This window comes from Kitasatospora sp. NPDC059812 (assembly GCF_042732075.1).
Lineage (GTDB): Bacteria > Actinomycetota > Actinomycetes > Streptomycetales > Streptomycetaceae > Kitasatospora.
In genome coordinates this window covers 47,354-53,519 of record NZ_JBHWIO010000035.1, presented here as the reverse complement: position 1 = coordinate 53,519, position 6,166 = coordinate 47,354, and the positions used below count along the sequence as shown (strand labels likewise).

At 73.9% G+C, this 6,166-nt stretch carries 3 protein-coding genes; all 3 read left to right on the top strand.

Annotated elements, in window-relative coordinates:
- Positions 1 to 198: 198 nt before the first annotated feature.
- The 3 genes from ACFV6D_RS19470 (at position 199) to ACFV6D_RS19460 (ending at position 6,098) form a co-directional block, all read left to right on the top strand.
- Positions 199 to 924 (top strand): FadR/GntR family transcriptional regulator, encoded by a 726-nt coding sequence (locus ACFV6D_RS19470; protein WP_380423960.1) that lies wholly within the window; start codon positions 199 to 201, stop codon positions 922 to 924.
- A gap of 50 nt (positions 925 to 974) precedes the next feature.
- Positions 975 to 4,487: a carboxylic acid reductase gene (car, locus tag ACFV6D_RS19465; RefSeq protein WP_380560586.1), complete on the top strand. Its 3,513-nt coding sequence runs from the start codon at positions 975 to 977 to the stop codon at positions 4,485 to 4,487.
- Positions 4,488 to 4,988: 501 nt separating this feature from the next.
- Positions 4,989 to 6,098, top strand: coding sequence for a hypothetical protein (locus ACFV6D_RS19460; protein ID WP_380493840.1), 1,110 nt, complete (start codon positions 4,989 to 4,991; stop codon positions 6,096 to 6,098).
- Positions 6,099 to 6,166: the final 68 nt, after the last annotated feature.

The following is a 6,166-nucleotide window of genomic DNA, read 5'->3' as shown; positions in this document are numbered from 1 at the left end:
GGTGTAACCCGAGCGGGCGCCGCGGGTCCCGCGGTTCACGGCCGCCGCGAACCCCCCCCCGACCCCCCGCCCACGGGGGGCACCGGCCCGGGCGGTCCCCGCCGGTGGCGTATCGCGGGCCGGGCGGCCGGAACCGGGGCGACCCAGGCCCAGAAGCATGCGATGTTCAAATGTCTGATGTTTGTATAGGCTGCCTCCATGACACGCATCAGCACACCGCGCAGAACGGCGAGCCTGTCCGCGCAGCTCGTGGACAGCCTCCGCTCGCACATCGAGGCGGGCGGCTGGCCGGTGGGGACGCGGATCCCGCCGGAGCAGGTCCTCGTCGAGGAGCTCGGGGTCGGACGCAGCACGCTGCGGGAGGCGATCGGCGCGCTCGTGCACCTCGGCCTGCTGGAACCCCGGGCCGGGGACGGCACCTACGTCCGCGCGTCGAGCGAGCTCCAGTCGGTCATGGTGCGGCGGGCGAGTTCCGCCCGGCGGGACAACGTCCTCGAACTGCGCACCGTCCTCGAGGAGTACGCCTCGGGGGCCGCCGCCCTGCGGCGCAGCGAGGACCAGCTGCACCAGCTGAGGGAGCTGCTGGCCGACGCCGACGCGGCCTGCGCCGGCGAGGACAGGTCCGCGGCCATGAGCGTCGACGCGCTGTTCCACCGGGCCGTCGTCCGGGCGAGTGGGAACGACCTCCTGATCGAGGTCTACGACTACCTCGGCACGGCCCTCACCTCCGCCCTGGGAGGCCTGCCCTGGGACGCCACCGCCGCCGAGGAGCACGCCGACCTGCACCGGCGACTCGTCGACGCGATCGAGGCCCAGGACGAGAGCGGCGCCCGCACCGCGGCGGCGGCGATCGTCCGGCTCACCCACGACCACGGGGTCCAGGCACCACTCACTTCCACCGAACCGGCCTCCACCGAAGAATGAAGACCGCCCGCCCCTTGCCCAGGCCTTCGAGGCCGTAGAGGAGAACACCGATGCCCGTCTTACCGCCCCCGGCCGACGACCTCGACGCACGCACCGCCCAGCGCACCGCCCACCTGTACGCGACGGATCCGCAGTTCCGCGCCGCCGCACCCCTGGACACCGTCAGCGAGGCGATCCGGCGGCCGGGCCTACCGCTCGCCGACCTCGTGGCCACGGTGATGGAGGGGTACGCGGACCGCCCCGCCCTGGGCGAGCGCGCCACCGAGCCGGTGACCGACCCGGACACCGGCCGCACCACCCTGCGCCTCCTGGACCGGTTCGACACCGTCACCTACGGCGAACTGTGGGAACGCGTCGGCGCGGTGGCCTCGGAGTGGCGCCACCACCCCGACCACGCCGTGGGCCCGGGCGACTTCGTCGCCGTCCTCGGCTCCACCAGCCCCGAGTACGCCGTGCTGGACCTGGCCTGCGTCCGCTCCGGCGCGGTGAGCGTCCCCCTCCAGGCCGGCGCCTCGGCGGAACACCTGGCCACCGTCGTCGCTCAGACCGGACCACGCCTGCTGGCGGTGGACGTGGCACACCTGGACGTCGCGCTCCGGATCGCGGCGGACACCCCGTCACTGGGCAGGATCGTCGTGCTCGGCCACCGCCCGGAGGTCACCGACCACCAGGAGGCGCTGGACTCCGCCCGCGGACGGCTCGCGGCGCAGGGCCGGGGTGCCACCCTGGACGCGCTGGCGTCGATCGTCGAGCGGGGCAGGAGCCTGCCACCGCTCCCCCGGGTCCCCGAGGGCTCGACGGCCGACGCGCTCAGCGCGCTGATCTACACCTCGGGGAGCACCGGCACCCCCAAGGGCGCCGTGTACACCGAGCGTCTCGTCAAGCACTTCTGGATCGACTTCGTGCCCGGCCAGGGGCCGCAGCCGTCCATCGTTCTCAACTACCTGCCCCTGAGCCACATGATGGGACGGGGCGTGCTGTTCGGCACGCTCGCCAAGGGGGGCACCGCCCACTTCGTGGCGTCGAGCGACCTGTCGACCCTCTTCGTGGACCTCTCCCTGGTCCGGCCCACCGAGTTCATCCTGGTGCCCCGCATCTGCGACATGCTCTTCCAGCGCTACCGGAGCGAGGCGGGGAGCGACACCGCCGGGCAGGCGGAGCGAGCGAAGGAGGAGCTGCGGGAGAAGACCCTGGGCGGCCGCCTCCTGTGGGCCACCTACGGTTCGGCCCCGATGAGCGCGGAGCTGTCGGCGTTCCTGGAGAGCTGCCTGCGGATCAGGGTGTTCAACGGCTACGGGTCGACGGAAGCCGGGCTGGTCTCGCTCGACGGCCGGGTGCTGCGCCCTCCGGTGACCGACCACCGGCTGGCGGACGTGCCCGAGCTGGGGTACTTCCGCACCGATTCCCCGCACCCCAGGGGCGAACTGCTGGTCAAGTCGGAACGCCTCGTTCCCGGCTACTTCCAGCGGCCGGACGCCACCGCCCAGGTCTTCGACGAGGACGGCTTCTACCGCACGGGCGACATCGTGGCCCTCACCGGCCCCGACGAGTTCGTGTACGTCGACCGCCGTTCCAACGTCCTCAAACTGTCGCAGGGCGAGTTCGTGGCCACCTCCCGGCTGGAGGCCCTCTTCACCGGCAGTCCGCTCGTCCAGCAGGTCTTCGTGTACGGCAACAGCGCCCGCGCCTACCTGCTCGCGGTCATCGTGCCCACCCAGGAGGCGCTCGACCTCGCCGCCGGGGACGGCCCGCGCCTCAGGTCGCTCCTGCGCGAGTCCCTGCACCGCCTCGGCACCGAGGCGGGCCTCAACTCGTACGAGATCCCACGGGACTTCCTCATCGAGACCGAGCCGTTCAGCCAGCAGAACGGGTTGCTCTCCGGGGTGCGCAAGCTGCTGCGCCCCGCGCTGGCGAGGCGCTACGGCGAGCGCCTCGAAGCCCTGTACGCCGAGCTGACCGAGCGCGAGAGCGACGAACTCCGGGCACTGCGCCAGGTCGGCCCGTCCCGGCCCGTACCGGAGACCGTGTGCCTGGCCGCCCGCGCGCTGCTCGGAAACCGGCAGGACGACGTCCACCCCGGGACGCGCTTCCTCGAACTCGGCGGTGACAGCCTCTCCGCACTGTCGTTCTCCCAACTGCTCAAGGAGGTCTACCGCGTCGACGTCCCCGTCGACGTCGTCATCAACCCGGTCAACACGCTCGAGCGGGTGGCCGACCACATCGAGAACGCCCTCGCGTCGGGCGACCGGCGCCCGACCGCCGACCAGGTCCACGGACCGGGCGCGACGCGGCTCGCGGCGGGCGACCTGACGCTGGACGCGTTCCTCGACCCGGGGACCCCGACGCGGACCGGCCGGCCGACGGGCCCGCTGCCCGAGGCCCGGACCGTCCTGCTGACCGGCGCCAACGGCTACCTGGGCCGCTTCCTGTGCCTCGAATGGCTGGAGCGCGTCGCGCAGCGCGGCGGCACACTGGTCTGCGTGGTCCGCGGCGCCACCGACGAGGCGGCCCGGGCCCGGCTCCACGCGGCCTTCGACAGCGGCGACCCGGAGCTCCTCCGGCGCTACCACGGCCTGGCCGCCGCGCACCTGGAGGTGGTCGCCGGCGACGTCGGGGAAAGCGACCTCGGGCTCGACCGGGAGACCTGGCAGCGGCTGGCCGACACCGTGGACCTGATCGTCCACCCGGCGGCACTCGTCAACCATGTCCTGCCCTACGACCAGCTGTTCGGCCCCAACGTGCTGGGCACGGCCGAACTGATCAGGCTCGCGGTCACCTCCAGGGCCAAACAGTTCACCTACCTGTCGACGGTCGCCGTCGTCTTCGACTCCACGGCTGCGGCCGACGAGGACGCGGACATCCGCACGGCCTGCGGGACGCGCGACCTCGGCAGCGGCTACGCGAACGGCTACGCGGCCAGCAAGTGGGCGGGCGAGGTGCTGCTGCGCGAGGCGCACGACACGTTCGGCCTCCCGGTCGCCGTGTTCCGCTCGAACCTGATCCTCGCCCACCCGCGTTACCGGGGGCAGCTGAACGTCCCGGACGTGTTCACCCGCCTCCTGCTGAGCCTGCTGGCGACCGGCATCGCCCCCGGCAGCTTCTACGCCCGGGGCCCCGGCGATGTCGGCGGGCACTACGACGCGCTGCCCGTGGACTTCACCGCGCAGGCCGTCGCCGCGCTGGGCGACGACACCCGAGAGGGGTACCGGACCTTCAACATCGTGAACCCGCACGAGGACGGAATCTCCCTCGACACCTTCGTCGACTGGCTGGTGGCGGCCGGACACCCCCTGACGCGCATCCACGACTACGACGAGTGGCTCGACCGCTTCGAGAGCGCCATACGCGGCCTGCCCGACCACCAGCGGCAGCACTCGCTGCTCCCCCTGCTGCACGCCTTCGCCACGCCGTCGGAGCCGCTGCCCGGATCCGCCCTGCCGGCGGACCGGTTCCGCGCGGCGGTCCGGGCCGCCGCCCTCAACGAGGAGAACGACATCCCGCACCTCTCGCGGGACCTGATCACCAAGTACGTGGCGGACCTCCGGGCGCAGCACCTGCTGTAGCCGGTCCGCCCCCGCCTTCCCCGCCGCCGCCCGGTCGTCGTTCGTCGCCGCCGTCCGGGCCGGCGAGTTCGGCGAGGCCGGCGAGGTCTGACGCACACGCCTGGTCCGAGCCCCGCTGCCCACGACGGGTAGCGGGGCTCGCGCGTCAGGTCGACGCGTAGGCACATCCGGCTGTCACGCCATCTCGGCACCCCCGGTGGGCTGTTCCCGCAGTTGGTCGACCTCCCGGCGGCAGAGAGATCGGGCCGCCCACGCCCGGTGAACCGAAGGAGTGGGGGCGCAGCGCTCGGCACCCTGCGGTGCGGTGGGGTGCCGTGCTCAAAGCTCGGGCACATCACGTGGTCGAGCCGAGTTCGGGAGCCAGGGTCGCGCAGCCGGCTGACCCTGGATGGACCTGTCGGCGTGGCGGCGGAGGCGGAAGTGTGAAACATGGGACGCATGCGCACTTTCCGTAGTTGCAGGACTCCTCTGAGTCGCAGGATCGCTGTTGCCGCGACTGCCATGGCCGTGCTGCCGTGCAGCCTGGCCATGGCGGCGACGCCCGGTGCTCCTGCCGCGGCACCTCACGGTCAACAGGGTTTTCCACCGGCGATCCGCAGCGCCACGTTCGTGGTCCCGGCCGGGGTGACCCAGATGACCATTCACGCCTGGGGCCGCGGCGGCGCCGGGGCGGGTGGCGGCGGGGGCGGCGGCGGAGGGGGAGGGGGTGGCGGCGGAAGCTACGCGCCCGGGATCTCCAACCCCGTGGGTGGCGGTGGCGGAGGAGGAGGCGCGGGCGGCAGCGGCGGCGGCGCGGGCGGTGGCGGCGGCAGCGGCGCCTACACGGAGTGCACACTCACCGTCACGGCAGGCGACACGTTCACAATCTTCGTAGCCGGTGGCGGCGACCGGAGCGCCGGCGGTGGCGGTGGGGCGGGCGGTCGCGGCGGCGCGGCCGGCAGCACCTTCACCAGCGGCAAAGCAGGCACCACCGGCGCGGGCGGCGGAGGCGGAGGCGCCGACACGGCCATTACGACCACCCAGGTCGTGGGGCCTGAAGACCTCATCGAGGCGCCTTCCGGCCGTAACGGGGCCGCCGGGGGCTCGGGCCCGGGCGGCCGTGCGGGGCAGGGCGGGGAGAACGGCAAGATCGGCGGTTCGGGCGGCGCCGGCGGTGCCGGGGGCGTTTCCGGCGGCACCGGCGCAGGGGGCGGAGGCGGCGCCGGGGCCCCCGCCGACCGCTTGGAGCTGTGCTCCGGAACGGGCACGGGACTGGCCGGTAACCCCGGAACCTCGGGTCAGTCCGGTGCCGCGGGTGTCGACGGTGTCACCGGCGGCCAGGGAAGGCCGGGCAGCCCCGGTTACGGCCAACCCGGCGGTTCGGGCGGTGCCGGCGGGACGGGTGGTGCCGGGGCCGCGCCTCCGGCGGCCACTGTCACCCCGCCCGCCGGTACCGGCGTCGGCGGCAGCGGTGGAAACGGCGGCCCCGGCGACGCGGGAGGCGGGGGAGGAAACGGCGGCGCCACGGGGCCCTCCAGCCCGAGTTCACAGTCAGGAAGCGCCGGCACCGGCGGCCAAACCGGCCAGCGGAGCAACCCGAGCGGCCCCGGCTACGTTCTGATCGCCTGGTAGGAGACACCCGTGGCGGGGGGGGGGGGGGGGGGGGCTGGGGGGGGGGGGCGCCGCGGGGGAAGGGGCCC

Excerpts from the sequence above, each read along its gene's own strand:
- ACFV6D_RS19470 (WP_380423960.1), top strand. The coding sequence starts at position 199 with ATGACACGCATCAGCACACCGCGCAGAACGGCGAGCCTGTCCGCGCAG.
- car (WP_380560586.1), top strand. The coding sequence starts at position 975 with ATGCCCGTCTTACCGCCCCCGGCCGACGACCTCGACGCACGCACCGCC.
- ACFV6D_RS19460 (WP_380493840.1), top strand. The coding sequence starts at position 4,989 with ATGGCCGTGCTGCCGTGCAGCCTGGCCATGGCGGCGACGCCCGGTGCT.